This is a genomic window from Streptomyces griseochromogenes (genome assembly GCF_001542625.1).
Taxonomy (GTDB): Bacteria; Actinomycetota; Actinomycetes; order Streptomycetales; family Streptomycetaceae; genus Streptomyces; species Streptomyces griseochromogenes.
Genome location: NZ_CP016279.1, coordinates 5,384,165 through 5,399,226 on the forward strand (window position 1 = coordinate 5,384,165; position 15,062 = coordinate 5,399,226).

A 15,062-nucleotide genomic window follows, 5' to 3' on the forward strand; every position below is an offset into this window, starting at 1 on the left:
CCACGTGCTGGCAGGCCGGGCCTTCTCCTCCGTCGAAGAGATGAACGCCGCCTGCGCCGCCTGGGTGCCACTTCGGCAGTCGAAGGTCCACGGCACCCACGGCGAAGTCATCGGACACCGGGCCGTGCGCGACCACACGGCTCTGCGTCCGTTGCCAAGGGCCCTCTATGTGGTCGCCCAGCGGCATCTGCGGCACGTCGGCAAGGACTGCCTGGTCGCCTTCGACGCGAACCTCTACTTGGTGCCCGCCTGCAAGGTCCGTCCCCGACCGCTGGTCGAGATCCGGGCCACGAAGTCCCAGGTCACACTGCATTGCACCGTTTCTGACGCCACTGGGCAGACGTTGCTGGCCGTCCACCCACGGGCGGCCGGCCGCGGAGCCCGCATCGTGGACGAGACGCACTGGAAGGGACTGCCCACCGGCGCCGGCCGCTGTGTCACCACCGCTGACGCTCTGCTTTCGCCCCGCCGCAGCCAGCCGCTCGGGTCGGGGACCGGTCCGCTGCAGGCTCTGCTGAACCGGTCCGCAGCCGCAAGTGTCGAGGTCGGCCGCCGTCCGCTGTCGGTCTATGACGATCTGACCGGCACCGGGCCCTTTACCTCACCCGCCCCGACCGAGGACACCCGTTGAGCGAGCTGACCAGCACCCGCACCATCGCCGTCATGCTTGGCCTGCCGCACCTGGCAGAGGCCCTGAACCACTACATCCAGCGGGCCGACGAGGCAAAGATGGGCTACAGCGACCTGCTAGGGAGCGTATTTGGTTGTGATCAAGGAGTGGCTCGTCTGAGGTCCTTGATCCAGATCATCGCGGCGCGGAGGTGGAGGTCAGCGAGGTAGTTTCCCTCACAGTCATAGCGGGTGGCGATGCCTCGCCATGCTCGCCGGCTGGCTTTTGGCAGGGCGGAATGGGCGGGAGCTCTACGAGCGGTCGGCGAGGAGATTGGCGGCGAAGCCGAAGAAGGCCACGCCGGTGATCTGTTCGAGGCGGCGGCGGAACGCGGGGCGTTGGATGCGTTCGTTCCCCGTTCCAGCCGCGGAAGTCCGCGGCGAGTTTGTCCAGGAAGGGCGTCAGGTCCGTGTCCCAGTCCCAGGCCGCCACTGCGCCGACGCGGGCGTTGAAACCGGGTGCGCTGGCCTCGACGGCGTAGTGCACGCAGTCCTCGCCCTCCCGGAACCGGTCGCAGAGCCTGACGTGGACCGTCCGGTCACGCTGGCAGCGGACGATGAGGTCGGTGGGGTTGTCGGTGGCGGTGTCTTCGGGGCTCACTTGCGAAACGGCAGGTCAGCGGGGTATCCGCCGTCATGGTGTTTCCGGGGCGGGAAGTCGTCCGGGATCGACACGGTCGGCAAGATAGATCAAGGTGGCCTCGGGATCCATCCCGAAGGCGGCGGCGACGAGCTTTGGATCCATCGCGTTCACCAGGTCGACGAGACGGGTGCCGCGGATCATTCGGGTTCGGTATCCGCAGTCGTCAAGAACGTGGGACAGGTAGGCAGTTGAGGCCGGGCCCCGCCCGGCCTTTGTCCCTTTGGTGACCATCACGTGGGGGTTGGTCGTCGGCCGTGCCTCGCGGTGGGAAAGGCACCGCTGCAGCACAGTCCAGGAGGCGGGGTCCAAGGGGACGGGATGGGGCCGTTTGCCGAGCTTGAGCGTCTGGGCCACTGGGTTGACGTCGGTGACTTGCAGCATCCGGACCTCGAAGCAGGGAAGCACCGTAGCAGGGCGAGTATGCCCATCAGGGCCTCGTGCGGGTGGACGTGTTCGCCGGTGGTCCAGCGGCGGAACAGCTTGCGCTGCTGGTCGAGGGCGAGGGTCCTGCCGCGGAAGCCGCTCAGCTGCGTCGCGGCCAGCGTCCGCGTCGGGTTGACCAGGACGATGTGGTGCGAACGGGCGAAGCGGAAGAACTGCCGCAGAACGACGAGCCTGCGTTTGTGGGCCTTGGGCAAGGTGGTCAAGAAGGCCTCGATGTCGTGCACGTCGGCCAGGGCATCTGCTTACGACGACTCCGAACCTCATTCTGAAATGATCAGTTATGCTGCGCGTTAGGTTCGTCGTTCGGGAGCCCGTCGGTCAGAACGCTCACCTGGCAATAGAAGTGGTCCGACTTGGTCGCTGCTATCGTCGTAGTGAGCAGTCGCATCGCATGCCCGTAGAGAATATGGTCCTTCTGAACACCCTTGGGTGTCGTAGGAGTTCCCTCGAACGCGTTCAGATAACTGCCTGGACGCAAGGCCCCCGCAAGCAACTCCCTTATCCGACTATGGTTCGCGTCAATTGCAGCAAAGGCCATACCGGCACCACCGCTGGCCAGCAGATCTTCCGTGAGCATGTCCCACATCCGCGTGAACATCGGGCCGGTGGGGCTCACTCCGAAGCGCTGTAAGGGGAAGCAGTGCCCATTGACGAGACCGAGCGTCCGGTCACCCAGATCTATCGATCCGACCACATAGCCCTTGTCATGAAGCCTCCAGGGCTCGCCGTGCGGGCTGACAGTTTCCAGCCGCGGATTGGGGAACTGCTGGTACACCGCATCTCTGATAGGGAACCGAGATAAGATCCCAAGCGCGAGCGAAGCATTGTCGGCCAAATGCGATTCACTTATGGGGAATGACGCAAAGTACGGATATTCGAGACACCTTGCCAGGTATTCGGCTTGCCCTTCTCGGTGTCCATGATAGTCATGAGCCTCTTGCAGGCAAACCACATCGGGCAGGTACTCTTTCAAGACTGCGGCATAGTAGTCGAGCGACGGATTTCCGTTTCGCTGATGAGACTCGCCAAGAATCCCTCCCCCCATGTTCCAGGTCGCGAGCTTCAGGAGCTTAGGCCTCATAGATGCGTCCTATAGGTAAAGGGGGAGAAGGCGAATCAAACGTCCTCAGGATCATAGAGGTTCCGAAAAGCGATGACGAAGTACTGGTGCCGTTGCGAGCTGCGAGAAGCACTATCCGGCGGCGAAAGGTGCCGAATGCTTGATTCCGTAATACCTCGGCGCATCGGCGCGAGCGCCAACCATACATCACGCCACTGCCTGCGACCACGACTCCAACACGATTCCGTTACGCACCCGTTCCTCGACATCTATCGGGTGGCCGAGGCTGCGTGGTTGCCGCCGCGATCGCGGAGGGGGTGGTCAGCTCGGCATGATCCTGACTGATGTCAGTACAGCCCCCTCCGACCGATCGCTAGCTTGTACTTCCTCCGCAACTTGAAAGTGTCGTACTGGAACATCGCGCAGCAGCCGTGAGGAGCTCTCGACATGTCCCTGCAGGACCAAAAGGCACCGGATCGTATCGCGGCCCTGACCGAAATCTGGCGCGAGGTTCTCGCCAATCCTGCCCTCGACGAGAACTCGGACCTTTTTGATAACGATGGATCGTCGCTGCACGTCCTGCAGATCACCGGCAGGATCCATGACGTTCTTGGTATCAACGTGAAGCTGCGGCACGTATTTTCCAACACTTCACCGAGAAGTCTTTCGGATTTCCTGGAGAGTGAGGGGCGCGCGAGTTCCGGCGCGGATGACGCCAACTCCTGACCCGAGCAATTATCTCATGCCAGGAGGTAAATAATGACAGTGCCCCAGGGCAAGGCCTCCCGGGGGCCTACTTCGTTGATGGAAATGGCCCGGCTGACCGGAGAGTTCGCCGATTGGCACAATCTGCACTACATGGCCATGTGGCTGACCGGGGAATTGAATATCGCCGCGGTTCACGATGCATGGCGGCGGGTCTGCCTGCGTCATGACGTGCTGCGCCGGACGTACGTTTCCCCGGAGGAAGCGTGTACGGATGACGATGCGCTGAGTGAGGTGAAACTTCACACTGCCGAAACGGACGCAGAGGCAATCGAGCTGATGCGCTGCTTCATCGGCACTCCCTTCAGCCTGGACGGCCCGGGATTCTCACGCGTCGCCATTGTGCAGCGCGGTGAGCGAAGGTTCCTCTTCGGAATCGCGATCGACCACATCATCAACGATCTGGCCTCCTGGGCCCGAATACGAGGAGATTTCACGGACTTCTACAACCGTGCTCTGGCCGGCGATACCAGCGACGTGCCGAATACGAGCAGCAGCTACCAGAGCTTTTCCTCGGAGCATCGTCGCATGTTCGCCGGCGCGTGGGGCAAGGAGTGCCGGGACTTCTGGCACTCCTACACCGAGGAGTTCGGGACGTTTCCCCCGCCTTTTTCGGTCGGCACCGGGCACACTGATGAGTACCGGCCCAAGGTGATCACCCGGGAACTTCCGGCGGACGCGAAGGCACGGCTGCAAAAATTCGCGGCGCAGGCTCGGGTGACCCCTTTCGCTGTGGCCACCGCTGGCGTGCTTGCGGCCACGCGGGAAGTTACCAGCGATCCGCTGACGGGAATCGCCGTCAACCAGCACGGCCGCATGCTGCCGGGTACTGCGCAGACTGCCGGGCTGTTCGTCCAGACCGTGCCGCTGCACCTCGGTCGGGAGGTCAAGAGTCCACTGGAGACGGCCCGGGAAGTCTTCCTGCGCACTCATGACGTATTCGAGTACAGCATTCCGCTCCTGGTCGCCAGCAGGTACTGGAACGAGACTCTGATGGAGGCGGACCAGGCTGCTGGGCTGTACGTCAGTCTGAACGAGGAGCCGCCGTCCTCGCACGACATGCCGCCCTTCACGGGAACCGAGGCGGAGTACGTCACGCTCGACATCCCCGGCGGGAAGCGCGCTCTGGATACCGTGGTCGTTTCGTGGAACCTGTACGAGACGAGGCCACAGCTCGTCGCGTACTACAACGAGGCCCGCTTCCCCAGCGCCGACGTGGAACAACTCCTCGAGGCGGCCGAGAGGTACCTACTGCCGTCAGGCAGCTAGGAAGACCGCCGAACCGGCCTTCCACGTTCACCGATCTGGAAGGCCCGGAGGGCATGGATCAGGCTCTGGGGTCGCCGATCTCGGCACCCGTGCAGGAAGTACGAAGGTAGCCGCTCCCGGAACCCCTGGAGCGGCGGCCCTTCTTCTGAAGTATCACGGAATTGGTGTCGGCGCCCGGGCCGGTCGCTCCGCCCCGGACCGACGGGTACACGCGAGAACCGCTCTCGGGTACCCGCGTCGGCGATGAAGCTGAGGGAGTGGCATGTTCGACATCGAGGGATCGGAGTTCCGCGTGGTGCGGAACAACGAGGAGCAGTACTCGATCTGGGCGACCCACCGGGAGCTGCCCGCAGGCTGGTTCGAGGTCGGGAGCCGGGGCTCGAAGACCGAGTGCCTCGCCTACATCGAACGTTCCTGGACGAACATGAGGCCGGCAAGCCTGCGCCGAAGCCTGTCCGGCGATGAGGGGACCGCCGCCTGACGGCAGACGGATCCGGCAGGGCGGCTCGCCGCCAAGATCCATGACTTGGGGACGTCCATTCACTAGTCCGGGCAGATGGCCTTGGAGCAGCCCGAGCATGAGCCTACTGATCTGCACGGCGTGCAGACCGACTTGGGGATCGCGTACTGATGACTGGTTTCACCGGGGCCTTCTGGCGGAACGGCGACACCGGGTTCGACGACGCCGCGGCCTCGCGCCTCTTCAATCACCGGCGGCCGTCGCGGCGGCCGGCGGTGGTGCTGCGTGCCGCTCACGCCGCTGATGTGGCGGCAGGAGTGAGACTGGCGGCGGCCGAGGGCTGGAAGGTCGCCGTCCGTTCCGGCGGGCACAGTTGGGCCGCCTGGTCGCTGCGTGAGGACACCCTGCTCATCGACCTGGCCCTGTTCACCAGGATGTCCTACGACCCCGACAGCGCAACGGTGGCGGTCGGCCCCGCAGTGCGCGGTGGCCTGGACCTGGACCCGTATCTCGCCGGCTACGGCCGGTTCTTCGCCGTGGGCCACGCACCCACGGTAGGCATGGGCGGCTTCCTGCTGCAGGGCGGCATCGGCTGGAACTGCCGAGGCTGGGGCTGGGCGGCGGAGTCCATCGAGTCCATGGACGTGGTTACCGCCGACGGCGAACTGGTGCGGTGCTCCGAGACGGACAACCCCGACCTGTTCTGGGCAGCGCGCGGGTCGGGTCCCGGCTTCTTCGGCGTGGTCACCGAGTTCCGGCTGCGTACCCGCCCGCGGTTCCGTGAACTGACTCAGTCCACCTACGTCTACCCCGTCTGGCTCGCGCCCGAGGTCCTGAACTGGTACCATATGGCGCGCCATGACCTGCCGTCGTCCGTCGAACTCGCCGCCGTCGGCTGCACTCCGCCTGGCTCCGGCTCTCCGGTACTGATCGTCGACGCTGTCTCGTTCGACGGCGGCCCGGTGTCGCTGGCCGCGCTCGGCACCTGCCCGGTGGCTGGCAAGGCATTGACCGCCAACGTCGCCCAGCAGGTGGACTTCGCTGACCTACAGGCTGCGCAATTGAGATCCAGCCCCGAATACCACCGCTACTTCGCGGACAACGCCTTCCTCGCCGGTTCCGCCTCCGAGCTGGTTCCGGCACTGGTGCCCGCCTTCACCGATCTGCCGACGCCCAAGACGTTCACGGTGCTGGGCGACTTCACCCCGCTGCTGTGCCGCCGTCCGCCGGACATGTCCCTGTCGGTGCAGACCGATCTGTACTTCGCCGCGTATGTGATCGGTGAAACCCCGGAGGAAGACGCCTGGTGTCGCTCCTGGCTGGACGCAGCCATGGAGCGCGTGGCTCCGTACTCGGCCGGCTGCTACCTGGGGGACAGCGACCTCACCGTTCGACCCGACCGGGTCATGTCCGACGCGGCCTGGTCGGAGTTCCAGCGCATCCGCACCGCCCGTGACCCGGAAGGCCGCTTCCCCGGCTACCTCGGGGCACCCGTGCAGTAGCCCATGCTCCCAATACTCCGGGTCCTGCCGCATTCCTCAAGTGCGGTCACCGTACTGACCCCACCTGTTCAAGGCGCCGCCCCGACCGGGGCGGCGCCTTGAACAGGTGGGCTCCCGCACGGCCCAGCACCGTCAGCTCGGCCGTGCGGAAGAGCTTGCGCCGTGCTGCACGGATACACCCCCTTATCCGTGCGGGAACGGCATGCGCACCGCGAACGCGGGGGAGGGGACTGCACTCAAGTGCGGTCCCTTCCCCTCCGAACCGTGCGGGACGAGACTTCACGGGCGTCGCACGAGGTCAGATCAACTGCGCGAGCTCGGCGACGGTCGGATTGCGGACCAGTATCTGCGCTTTGATGTCCACACCGAGATCGGCCCGGATCCTGGTCCTCAGCCGAGTCGCCAACAGCGAGTCTCCGCCCAGTGAGAAGAACCCGTCGTCGACGCTCACGTCTTCAAGGCCCAGAATTTCGGCGAACATAGCGCACAGACGTTCCTCGTTGGCCGTGCGGGCACCGCAGCCGGCCCCGCCGCCGTAGTCCGGCGCTGGCAGAGCCCTGCGGTCCAGCTTGCCGTTCGGCGTCAGTGGAAGCTCAGGCAGCGCGACGATGGCGGCGGGCATCATGTATCCGGGCAGCGTCTTCCGCGCCCCTTCGGCCAGCGCTGCCAGGTCCAGTGCCCGTCCCTCGCTCGGCACCACGTAGGCCACGAGACGCTCGTTGCCCGGCTGGTCCTGCCTGACGATCACGGCGACCTTCCGGACCCCTTCCTGCCAGGACAGAACGGTCTCGACCTCACCCAGCTCGATGCGGTATCCTCGCACTTTGACCTGCTCGTCGGTCCGGCCCACGAAGATCAGGACACCGTCACGAGTCCAGCGGCCCAGGTCCCCCGACCGGTACATCCGTGCACCCGTGCCGTGGAACGGGTCGGGTACGAACCGCTCCGCGGTCAAAGCTGGGTTGCCGGCATAGCACCGGGCCAGGCCCTCGCCGCCGAGGTACAACTCGCCGACCATACCCGTCGGTACCGGATTGAGATGCTCGTCCAACACGTAGATTCGCCTGTTGTCCATCGGCCTGCCGATGGGAACGTCCCCCGGCACCTGGTCTGCCCGCTCCAGGGCGTGGCACGTGACGGCCAGGGTGGCTTCGGTAGGTCCGTACTGGGGGCGCACCACGAGACCGGGCGACGCCTGCAGTGCCTTCCGTAACGCGACGGGCGAAAGCACCTCACCACCGGTGTACACACCGGGCATCCCGCTGAACACATCCGCCGCGTCATCGGTGAGCATCTTGAACAGGCCGCCGGAGAATAAGCCACCGGTCACACCGTGGCGCTTGATGAGCCCCTTCATGACCTGTGCGTCCAGATCGGCGGGCGGGGCGATCACCAACTGCCCCTTCCTGAGCAGTGGACACCAGATCTCCCCCGTTGACGGGTCGAACGCCAGCGGCGATTGCACCAGCATCCGCTCCAGCACCGAGTCCTTCATGGAGCTGTCGAGCGCCAAGCACACCGCACTGCGGTGGGGCACCAGAATCCCCTTGGGAACTCCGGTCGAGCCCGATGTGTACATGAGGTAGGCGGCCTGGTCGGGCAGTGGCTTGCGGTCGAGGTTACCCGTGGACGCGCCGTCCTCGGCGTCCTTCGTCACGACGACCGCCCTGGCGGTACCCCGCGTCGCCTCGTGGTCGGCGTGCGGCGCGTCGGTCAACAGTACCCGGACGTCCGCGGCATCCATGACGCCGAGCATGCGTTCCGTCGGGTGAGCCAAGTGCAGGGGGAGGTAGCAGCCGCCGGCTTTGAGCGTCGCCAGAATGGCGACGATGGTCTCCGCGGACCGGTGCATCAGGATGGCGACCGGCTCTTCCGGCCGGAGGCCGCTTCCGACCAGCCGATGGGCGAGGGCGTTGGCCCGGGAGTTCAGTTCGGCGAAGGTCAGCGACTCTTCTCCGCACACCAGCGCCACCGCGTCCGGCGTCGACACGACCCGAGCCTCGAACAACTCGACCAGTGTGTGCTCGCCGAGCGCGCGCTCCGCACCGCCAGAGGTCTCCAGTAACTCCTTGCGCTCCTGGCCTGACAACAGCTCCACGCGGGACAGTGCGGTGTCCGGTTCGGTGGAAAATGCTGTGAGCACGCGGACCAGGCGATCCGCCAGCGAAACCGCAGTCGCGCGGTCGAACAGGTCGGTGTCGTAAGCGATCTCGCCGACGATCCCTGCCGGTCCCTGATCGTCTTGACGGTGTTCGGCAACGCCGATGGCGAGGTCAAACCCCGACGTGCCCGCCAAGCCGCTCCCGGGCGTGGCCTCGTCGTTCACAGTCACGATGACCTGAACCAACCGGTTTTGCCCGGCGTACTGCTTCAGGTCGACGACCCGGGCCAACTGCTCCGCGGAAACGTCGTGGATCGCGCGGGCGACACGATCGACCTCTCGCGTCCGCGCGAGCAGCTCGCGCAGACTCGGATCGCCCGACGTATCGATCCGGAGCACGAGATGATTCGCGAAGAAGTGTGCCGCGCCGCCCTGCGGAGCACCGGGCCGCGCCGCTGCCGGGGCGGCGATCGGAATATCGGCGCCGGCTCCCAGCCGGGTCAGAAGCGTGGCGACGGCAGCGCAGACCATCGTGTGCAACGTCGCCCGGGTTTCCCCGGCTGCCGCGAGAACGTGGGTCTCGGGAGCAACTTCGAAGCGGTGCACCTCCATGACCGACGAAGCTTGAGACGGCCTCTGACGATCCGTCGGCAGTGCCAGTTCACTCGGCAGCGAGGCCAGAGTGCGCGAGCAGTGCTCTGCGAGCAGTGCGTCGTCGTCTGTGATCGACATGCCATCCTCCATCCAACTCGTAGTGGTGCCCGGGCGGTATCGGCATCAGTAAGGACTCTCACTTTCGCTGATGAACCTGACGTGCCGTTCATCCTTCTCATCAAATGCAGGTGTCGCGATGAGAACCATCTCCATTGCACCAAAATAATATATTCGAGTATTCGGCGGGATCGTGATCAGGTCAGTGGCGCGGACGGTGACCGCCTCGCCGTTCAGATAGAAGACGCCCTGTCCACTGACCACGTAGTAGATATAGGAACTTCTCTCGTTGGAGAATTCCTGAAAATGCCCCCGCTTCACCTGTACACGAGCGACTGTCGCCGATGGGTCGGAGTGACGGTAAACAGACAGGTCGATCCCATGCTTGCTGAAGTTACTTCCTTCTTCGACCGTATGTTTATATTTGTCCATTGCTGTATGTCTCCTCGACGGCGCGGGCGCCAGGGCTACGGGCAGCGCGGTGCTGCTCGTGCTCCTGGCGCCCTGTGTGATCACGACGACCGGCAAGCTGGCTGTCAACGCCGGAGGTCAGGGGTCGGCTGATGGCGCGCGGCTGATGCCGCTTCGAGCTCCCGTGGGGAGGAGCACTTGAAGATCAGGCTGGTCGGAGGGCGCCATCCCGAGAGCGACTCATAGTGCGACAGCAACACCGGGACAAGCAGCGAGTAGCCGCCGGCCTGGAAGAAGTCGGTGTCCTCGTAGATGTCGTCGTCTTCCAGGATGTCGCGGAACGTCCGAAGCCACAGTGAGCCGGAAGGCTCTCCACCTTCGGCAGCCGGATCGGGCCGGGTGACGTCGGACTCGACGGCGGCTCTGGCCTCGCTGGTCTTCCTGTGCCCCTGGGGCGCGTCACGGCCGGCGCGCACCGGCGCGACCTCGGTAAGGGCCAGGGTGCCCATCGGCTCGGACGGGTGTGCGAGATACGCACGGAGAATGGCCTCGAATCCCGCGGAGAGCAGCTCGATGTCTTTGGAGCTGAAGAGCTGCGTAGAGTATTCCCAGACCAGTTCGTAGCCGTGATTGCCGTGGTCTCCGTGGCGGACCTTGTCGGGCATGACGACGACACTGAGATCGAACTTGGTGCTCTCGGCACCCAGGGCAACCTGCATGTCGACCGAGAGGCCAGGGAGTTCGACCCTCGGGCAAGGCCCGTCATGCATGCCGAACATGAAATTGAAGAGGGGGTTGCCCAGCCCCTTGCTGCTGCGCTTGAGAGCCTTCACGAGCTCCTGGATCGGCGCAGACTCATGGTCGATCGCATCGAAGATTGCGGTCATGGCGTCCAGTGCCACGTCGCCGCACGGGGTTTCGGGGTCGACGGCCAACCTGACCGGTACGGTGTTGACCATCATGCCGACCGTACGCTCGAACCCCACGGGACGGTTGGCCATTGGCATGCCGATGACCAGATCGTTCTTACCGGAGTAGCGGCGGCAGAGCTCGGCGTAGACCGTCAGCAGTGCGGCGAAGACAGTGAGGCCGCCCTTATGGGCCACTGCGCGCACTTGGCCCATGAGATCGGCGGAGAGGATCTGCCGGTACTGCGCTCCGCGGTGGTCGAACAGTTCCGACCGCTGGGCGCCCAGGCCAGGAAACTCGATGCCGAAGTCCGCGCCGTCAAGCGTGCCCACCCACCACTTGACGTCAGAAGCGACACGCTCACGGTATTCATCGGTAGCGATATACGCTACGTATTCTTCATAGGGAGGCGCAGGTTCCGCAGTGAAACTCCGGCCCGTCAGTTCTGCTGAATACTGCTGAAGCACGCCGGTAAGGAATCCAACCGTGGACCTACCGTCATGTATCAGGTGGTGCTCGGTAAAGAAGAGCTGCCAGTGGTATTCCGTCAAACGGACCAAGGCCCAGCGAGCCAGTGGAGCGGTCCGCAGGTCAAATTCGGTGTGTACGTGCCGATGAAGAAGCTCCGTCCGCGCCCCTTCGCGATCCTCAGCACCCCGCAGATCATGCTCAGGAATCTCTATGTGGGGACTCTCCACGACTTCCTGAGAGGCTACCGCAGAGCCCTCGCCGCATATCTGAATCCGCATGGCATCATGTCGGCCGACTGCGTCGACGAGACACTTTCGGAGAACCGTAGAATTGACTTCACCATGGAAATCAATAACCGCGGTAGCGTGATAGGCGCGACTATCAGGAACTACCTGTTGCTGCAGCCAAACGATTTGTTGTGAGGTGCTGAGCGGGAACACACCGAGTCTCCTTTTGATGTGACTGTGTCAAGTATGCAGACGCATAGGCAGTATTCCGGTACTGATACCTGTCAGTACTTCATCCCCCGATCCATCGCGTGACAGTCACCCCTTGATGGGCAGCGGGCAAAGACTCACCTGATGACCTGGGCCTGGCCGATGAGAGTTCCTACGCCTCCATCGAAGAACGAGACGTTGGCTTACGAGTTGGTGCGTGATAGCGGGTGAAGCGTCCGGCTGGTGGATGGCATGATCCGTCTGTGACGATCACGGTCAATCGGGTGCTCCTGGCGCATCGGCTGTTCACAGGGATCTCCCGGCGCCATCAGAGCTGCCTGGCCCAGGAGTTGGCCCAACCGTGGCAGGCCGCAGTCGAAGGCCGCCGTCATGAAGTACGAGGCGGGGCGAGAAAGCGGGCCGCGGGTGCCGGCGCCCGCCACCAGCTCGTCTTCGTCGACCGGCTCGTGGCCACGCTCATCCACCTGCGACACGACCTCCCACACGGCGTCCTCGGGCTGCTGTTCGGCGTCGACCGCTCCACCATCACCACGGCAGTCCAAGAAATGCGTACGCTCCTAGCCGAGCGGGGATACGCAGTCCCCAACCGTCCTGACCTGCGGTTGCGGACGCTGGCGGATGTGTTCGCCTATGCCCAGGCCGAGGGCATCGAGCTCCGCCTCAACGCCACCGAGATCCAGGTCCGCCGCCCCCTCGCCAGCCGCAGCGGACGGCGCGCGTTCGTCTCCGGCAAGAAGAAACAGAACACCATGAAGGCCACCGTCATCGCCGACTGGCACGGCCGCACGTTATGGACCGATGCCCTGCGACCTGGCTGCACGCATGACGCCACGGCCGCCCGCAGCGAAGGTATCGCCGACTGCTTCCAGCACTTCCCTGACGTGGAAGTGCTCCTGGACGACGGCTACCTCGGCCTGAGACGTGACCACCCGACCAGGCCATCACACCCCCGAGGAAGCCACGACCCGGGGCACTGCCAGGGAGAGTCGAGCAATGGGAACGTGATCGTCACGGGCACTCATCCGACCGCATCACCGTCGAGCACGCCCTGGCCGATCACAAACGCTGGAAACAACTCATGCGCTGGACCCATCGCCGCGATCGCCTGCCCGAGACCCACCGAGCCATCGCCGGCCTCGTCTCCGACCGCACAGTCATGACCTGAAAACGGCCGTGAGCAGAACGAACACGCTTCACCCGCTATCACGCACCAACTCGTTAGGTCGGCGCCGGGTTCGGGGTCTTTGAGGCGACGGCGTGGTGGTACGTGCACGAGACCGTCGAGGTCCTCGCCTCGTGGGCGCCGGGGCTGCACGAGGCCCTCGTCGGTCTGGGCGAAGGTGACTTCGTCATCCTCGACGGCACCCTCATCCCCACCGACCGCGTCGCCGCGGACGAGCCGTACTACTCGCAGAATCACAAGCGGCACGGCATGAGCGTCCGGGTCATCGCACGTCCGGACGGCACATCGCTCTGGTTCTGGCGAGCGACGCCGGAACGCACCCGCGACCTGACCGCGGTCCGCGCCCACGGCATCATCCAAACCTGCCTGACCCGTCAGATCCTGGTCCTGGCAGACCGCGCCTACCAGGGTGCCGACTCCGCCATCCGCACCCCTATTACAGCCATCGCGACCTGCCGGAGCACTATCAACAGTACAACCGCGACCACGCACGTCTTCCCGCTCCCAGTGAACGCGCCTTCGCCCGCCTCAAGTCCTGGCAACTGCTGCGGCGAGCACGCTGCTCAACCAACCGCATCAGAAGGACCGTGGCAGCCGTGCATACCATCTTGACCTGCGAATATTCAGGATGAAGGACATTTACTGACCAGAAGCTTCCGGTCGATCACTGGGCCAAGTACGTGGATGAAGGCCGCATGCACTCCAAGCGTGAAGCTCTGGTTGCGTTCGCGCTCCGGTTTGACCTGGTCCAGGAGGAGCACCTCGGCCTCCTCCCCGACCTCAAGCGTTCGAGGACGCCGCGTTCTTGACCGCATGACCACCCGCCGTGCGGCCGCTTACCGACGGTCGCCGGCGGGTTTCGGCTGTCTGCGCCCCTACGATCCGCTCCTGGCCAGGCTTTTCGTCTCGGCAATGCTGAGTACTCCGCCGTGCAACTCCTGGAACACTCCTCCTCGCAGCGACTTCGGCGTCTCCGACCTGGAGCCGAGACGTATGTGATCGATCCCCTGATGGGCCCGCGCGTACTGGATCGGCAGGTGGAAGACCAGGTTGAGGTACAACGCGAAGCGCTCCTTGCTCTCTTCACCACTCAATCCGATCTCGTAGATCTCCAGCTCGTTCCCCCAGAGCAGGATGGTCTGCACCCCACGCAGGCCGGCTGCCTCTGCCGTGAACACCACGAGGTCGACATCGGGGTTGTCCTGCCAGGCGGAGAGTCGGTCACTCACGAATTCGGGCCACACCTTCTGACCCTTGGCGGCGCTGTGCTGGGCGATCAACTCCGATGCCCAGGGGTCGACTTCGTCCCAGGAAGCCTTGTTCACCGTCATGGGCACGTCGGCGATCGTGCGCTGATCCTGGCGGAGCCTGTACCGGATCTTGGCCGGGAACTTGGCCTCCCAATCCGGGTCGACCAGGCCGAACAGATGGGCTTCACGCTCCAACTGCCCCCAGACGATGCGGCCATCAGTCGCCGCGTCCAGCGCCTCCTTGGCATTGAGGTACATGTACGGGAATACCAGACACAGGTCTTTGTCGGCGGCAAGCTTGGCGACTTCGGCCAGGAGCCTGCGCAACTCGCCCGGAGTCCTGGCACCCTCATCGACATGGAAGCCGGTCCGCCGGTCGATGCACCCACCGATCATCAGCGAGTCCCTGGGCGAGCACTCATCACCGATCGCGCCTGACAGGCCCCACGAACCAGGGTCATACGATGGATCGGGCCACGACCGCATGCGGTACCGATATACCGGGATGGCCGCCTTCAGGACATCGCCTTCGTGCCATCCGAGATAGCGACTGGTCCACCTGGCGTCCTGCTCCTGCTGACGCAGGCGGCTGTATGAGGAGGCGGCACCGGCCTTGGTGTCGAGCGCGTCGAACTGCTTCTGGTCAAAGTCTGCGATAGCCGAGGAAAAGCCCATAGCCATGTTTCAGCCCTCACGATCTAGTGCCCGACCAGCAAGTGCCGATCAGTTCCAAGCAGTCGTCAAGGTCGCCTGTCC

The 15,062-nt window shown here is 64.5% G+C and carries 12 protein-coding genes and 3 pseudogenes; 8 read left to right on the forward strand and 7 right to left on the reverse strand.

The features are described from left to right. Positions 1–4 precede the first annotated feature (4 nt). Entirely contained in the window at positions 5–631 is a 627-nt protein-coding gene (locus tag AVL59_RS22935; RefSeq protein WP_418361208.1) for a Mu transposase domain-containing protein, read from the forward strand. A gap of 435 nt (positions 632–1,066) precedes the next feature. Here AVL59_RS22935 and AVL59_RS54715 read toward each other — a convergent pair. After that, positions 1,067–1,270, reverse strand: a pseudogene (locus AVL59_RS54715) (DUF6228 family protein); the annotation flags it as partial. A 33-nt stretch (positions 1,271–1,303) separates the two neighbouring features. Further along, on the reverse strand, positions 1,304–1,693 hold the full coding sequence (locus tag AVL59_RS22945; protein WP_167549300.1) for a hypothetical protein: 390 nt from the start codon (positions 1,691–1,693) through the stop codon (positions 1,304–1,306). 62 nt (positions 1,694–1,755) lie between these two features. On the opposite strand from AVL59_RS22945, the gene AVL59_RS52420 reads away from it, so the two are divergent. After that, positions 1,756–2,025 (forward strand): hypothetical protein, encoded by a 270-nt coding sequence (locus tag AVL59_RS52420; protein WP_159400025.1) that lies wholly within the window; start codon positions 1,756–1,758, stop codon positions 2,023–2,025. Positions 2,026–2,030: 5 nt separating this feature from the next. Here AVL59_RS52420 and AVL59_RS22950 read toward each other — a convergent pair whose 3' ends face one another. After that, on the reverse strand, positions 2,031–2,837 hold the full coding sequence (locus AVL59_RS22950) for an endonuclease/exonuclease/phosphatase family protein (protein WP_079146903.1): 807 nt from the start codon (positions 2,835–2,837) through the stop codon (positions 2,031–2,033). Positions 2,838–3,263: 426 nt separating this feature from the next. Here AVL59_RS22950 and AVL59_RS22955 point away from each other — a divergent pair, with 426 nt between their 5' ends. The 4 genes from AVL59_RS22955 (at position 3,264) to AVL59_RS22970 (ending at position 6,812) form a co-directional block, all read left to right on the forward strand. Beyond that, positions 3,264–3,542, forward strand: a complete 279-nt coding sequence (locus tag AVL59_RS22955; protein WP_067307525.1) for an acyl carrier protein — start codon at positions 3,264–3,266, stop codon at positions 3,540–3,542. A 33-nt stretch (positions 3,543–3,575) separates the two neighbouring features. Further along, complete coding sequence (locus AVL59_RS22960) at positions 3,576–4,850, forward strand: condensation domain-containing protein (protein WP_067307528.1); 1,275 nt, start codon at positions 3,576–3,578, stop codon at positions 4,848–4,850. Between the two features lie 262 nt (positions 4,851–5,112). After that, entirely contained in the window at positions 5,113–5,331 is a 219-nt protein-coding gene (locus tag AVL59_RS22965) for an MbtH family protein (RefSeq protein WP_067307530.1), read from the forward strand. A gap of 149 nt (positions 5,332–5,480) precedes the next feature. Then, complete coding sequence (locus AVL59_RS22970; RefSeq protein ID WP_067307533.1) at positions 5,481–6,812, forward strand: FAD-binding oxidoreductase; 1,332 nt, start codon at positions 5,481–5,483, stop codon at positions 6,810–6,812. A gap of 298 nt (positions 6,813–7,110) precedes the next feature. Here AVL59_RS22970 and AVL59_RS22975 read toward each other — a convergent pair whose 3' ends face one another. From AVL59_RS22975 to AVL59_RS22980, 3 genes are all read right to left on the reverse strand, one after another. Next, on the reverse strand, positions 7,111–9,645 hold the full coding sequence (locus tag AVL59_RS22975; RefSeq protein WP_067307536.1) for a non-ribosomal peptide synthetase: 2,535 nt from the start codon (positions 9,643–9,645) through the stop codon (positions 7,111–7,113). 45 nt (positions 9,646–9,690) lie between these two features. Next, complete coding sequence (locus tag AVL59_RS48945) at positions 9,691–10,056, reverse strand: cupin domain-containing protein (RefSeq protein WP_079146904.1); 366 nt, start codon at positions 10,054–10,056, stop codon at positions 9,691–9,693. Between the two features lie 104 nt (positions 10,057–10,160). Further along, complete coding sequence (locus AVL59_RS22980; protein WP_067307539.1) at positions 10,161–11,855, reverse strand: condensation domain-containing protein; 1,695 nt, start codon at positions 11,853–11,855, stop codon at positions 10,161–10,163. A gap of 260 nt (positions 11,856–12,115) precedes the next feature. Here AVL59_RS22980 and AVL59_RS22985 point away from each other — a divergent pair. Together AVL59_RS22985 and AVL59_RS22990 are read left to right on the forward strand one after the other, a co-directional pair. Next, positions 12,116–13,038: pseudogene (locus AVL59_RS22985) on the forward strand (transposase). Between the two features lie 57 nt (positions 13,039–13,095). Further along, positions 13,096–13,688: pseudogene (locus AVL59_RS22990) on the forward strand (transposase family protein); the annotation flags it as partial. 243 nt (positions 13,689–13,931) lie between these two features. Here the strand turns inward: AVL59_RS22990 and AVL59_RS22995 are convergent. Beyond that, complete coding sequence (locus tag AVL59_RS22995; protein ID WP_067307542.1) at positions 13,932–14,987, reverse strand: hypothetical protein; 1,056 nt, start codon at positions 14,985–14,987, stop codon at positions 13,932–13,934. Between the last annotated feature and the right edge of the window lie 75 nt (positions 14,988–15,062).

What these genes read in the sequence shown, in the direction of transcription:
- AVL59_RS22945 (WP_167549300.1), bottom strand. Translation starts at nt 1,693, where the DNA reads ATGCTGCAAGTCACCGACGTCAACCCAGTGGCCCAGACGCTCAAGCTC.
- AVL59_RS22950 (WP_079146903.1), bottom strand. Translation starts at nt 2,837, where the DNA reads ATGAGGCCTAAGCTCCTGAAGCTCGCGACCTGGAACATGGGGGGAGGG.
- AVL59_RS22955 (WP_067307525.1), top strand. Translation starts at nt 3,264, where the DNA reads ATGTCCCTGCAGGACCAAAAGGCACCGGATCGTATCGCGGCCCTGACC.
- AVL59_RS22960 (WP_067307528.1), top strand. Translation starts at nt 3,576, where the DNA reads ATGACAGTGCCCCAGGGCAAGGCCTCCCGGGGGCCTACTTCGTTGATG.
- AVL59_RS22965 (WP_067307530.1), top strand. Translation starts at nt 5,113, where the DNA reads ATGTTCGACATCGAGGGATCGGAGTTCCGCGTGGTGCGGAACAACGAG.
- AVL59_RS22970 (WP_067307533.1), top strand. Translation starts at nt 5,481, where the DNA reads ATGACTGGTTTCACCGGGGCCTTCTGGCGGAACGGCGACACCGGGTTC.
- AVL59_RS22975 (WP_067307536.1), bottom strand. Translation starts at nt 9,645, where the DNA reads ATGTCGATCACAGACGACGACGCACTGCTCGCAGAGCACTGCTCGCGC.
- AVL59_RS48945 (WP_079146904.1), bottom strand. Translation starts at nt 10,056, where the DNA reads ATGGACAAATATAAACATACGGTCGAAGAAGGAAGTAACTTCAGCAAG.
- AVL59_RS22995 (WP_067307542.1), bottom strand. Translation starts at nt 14,987, where the DNA reads ATGGCTATGGGCTTTTCCTCGGCTATCGCAGACTTTGACCAGAAGCAG.